The sequence below is a fragment of the Acinetobacter chengduensis genome, from assembly GCF_003664645.1.
GTDB classification, from domain to species: domain Bacteria; phylum Pseudomonadota; class Gammaproteobacteria; order Pseudomonadales; family Moraxellaceae; genus Acinetobacter; species Acinetobacter chengduensis.
Genome location: NZ_RCHC01000052.1, coordinates 1 through 2361, shown reverse-complemented (window position 1 = coordinate 2361; position 2361 = coordinate 1). Strand labels below are relative to the sequence as shown.

The window sequence follows — 2361 nt, the reverse complement described above, 5'->3', positions numbered from 1 at the left end:
TTGCTCAGCAAAACCTTCTGTTAAATCATTTTTAAGTACAGATCCGATCACAGTGTCATTCCAGCTTTGCGCAGCTGATTCATCACGATATGAAACACTCACTGTGACTGCAGTCGCCACCTCACTTAAGGTCAATGTGTTTGTGGTTTTGACATTTTGATAATTAATGATCATCCCGAGCATGCCTGCAGATACGGCCTCAGAAGATGTATTATATTTACCAAAATACGGATGCATGATTTTTTCACGCTCAATCGATTCAAGCGTAGTGCTTGGGGTAACAGTAATCTTCCGAGTGGTATAGTTAATCGTACCTTGTTGCTGACCAGCACCATTGATCATGTGGCCAGTTGTCGCATCAATCGGCATATCGTGCAATTCAACTTCACCTGAATAGCCCATGTATTTTACTGGCACACGGATTTTTACAGACTTAGGAACTAGCGGTGCCGAGCCATTGTCTAACTCAACTGTAATTGATCCGCCTGATGGTACCGCAGTTAAACTTACGGTTGACTTAGGACCTTTCTGCCCTGACACATTAAATGTGGTACCACCATTCGGTAGCAAGACTGGCATAAGTTTAGCCACACCATCTGCATAATCGATACTACCAGTCGCATCACCTGTGAACTGCCCTTGTCCATTGTCTGTGGCAGTCTTAGTCACACCATTTAGAAGCCAATCTACAGTCAATGTTCCCGCCACAATCGAATCATTTACAGGGATCTCGATATAGGCTTTATTGATGGTTAATCCTGATCTCTCCTGAGCCGTGATCATATTGCTCCAAGTCAGCAATATTGCGCTACCCACATCGGCAAGCTCACCGACAGTGACCGCCATGGTACCTGTTTCATAATCTACACTGCCAGAACCAAAGGATGAGTCTGATCCACGTAACTGGCCAGCGCCATTGTCGCGCAGTGTGTAGACTTGGTTTTGCACTAGATATGAAAACTGCAAACTTCCCGGCGATGGCAGCGGTACCAAGTTTTTAATCCAGTTAAATCCATTATTTTCCTGATTCACATAAATCAGCATCGATTCAACTGGTGCAGTTACTGCAGCAGCTGGCATAAACGTGACTGTTAAATCGGTTGTACCTGTGCCCGCATTGGCATTCCAAGCAATTGCACCATTCTGGTAGTTAATCGTACCAATTGAAGTACCAGTACTATTCTTGAGCTCCCCACCGACGTCAGTAATCGCTGAACCAAATAAATTAAATTCAACTGATTTAGGCATCACGCTTGAGCCGATATATAACCCTTGCACTGTATTCACTGTGATGTTTGGAAAGGTCTTGTTTAGTGCGCCACTTGCAGTTTTGACTAACGCTACTGAATCGCCTGCCGCATTAATATTGACCATTGGTGTTTCAGTCTGCGCTGATGGAACAAGCTGGGTATAAACACTGTCAGCAACAACAGAATAATCACCCACCTGTGCAGATTCTTTTAAATTTGCACTGGCATAGTATTTACCGGTATCAGCAACAATGGTGTCACGAATAATAGTTTGGCTTTTTTCGCCGTTGTACCACTGCTTTGCTGATAGGCCCACAAAATCAGTTTTGAGTGCATCACTGAGGCCATAAGTCGCAATCTTGTATTCAACCTGCTTGCCATCAATCATCAAAATTGCAGTACGTGTTGAGACTTCGGTAATACGTAAATACTGCTCAATCTCTAAAGGCTTACCTTCATTCGAAATCAGCACAATGGATGCACCAATCGCACTTTCTGCTTCTTGTGGAAACATGGCCACTTGCAACGACTTCATGCCCAACCAGTGTGTATCAAGCGGTGTGCCTGTCAGCTGTGCACCTTTGGCCAAGTAGTTTTCGATTCGGTTCTGCGCACTCGATCGCTCATCCGTCCAGCTATTGGTACTAAATAATACGGCGGAAACATTCGGATCTTTAGGATTTTCGGAAATAAAGACTGTAGCACCCATCAAAGCATCAGTATCAGCTGTATTGACTGCAGCATAAATCTTTTGGATTGATGTGCGACCTGTTGTTCGATCCATTTCAGAAATATCGTTGAACAAGTTATTACTTTGGCCATCGATAATTTCACGGCCTGAATATTTACCACCACCGTCTTCAGCATCAGTTTTAATGCGTTCAGACTCCAGCAGTTTTAGGTTGTTGGTTTCAATCGGCATCGCTTACCTCGGTGAATCGCATAGTGACATTAAAATAGGTATCAAGTGATGTTGCTGGAGTGCCCTTGATTGTGGAGCTTTCAAGGGCACCATCTTTATGGTTAAAAACCACGTTGAAACGTCGCTGATCATGTGGCCACTGAAACTGCAAGCTGAATTGCTCTTGAAGGTTTTGCCATTCGCGTAGCA

General features: G+C 44.0%; 2 pseudogenes. Both read right to left on the bottom strand.

The annotated features are described in order from the left end of the window. Nucleotides 1-2172 (bottom strand): annotated as a pseudogene (locus D9K81_RS18060) (hypothetical protein); the annotation flags it as partial. Next, nucleotides 2162-2361, bottom strand: a pseudogene (locus D9K81_RS18055) (hypothetical protein); the annotation flags it as partial. The pseudogenes D9K81_RS18060 and D9K81_RS18055, both read right to left, overlap by 11 nt.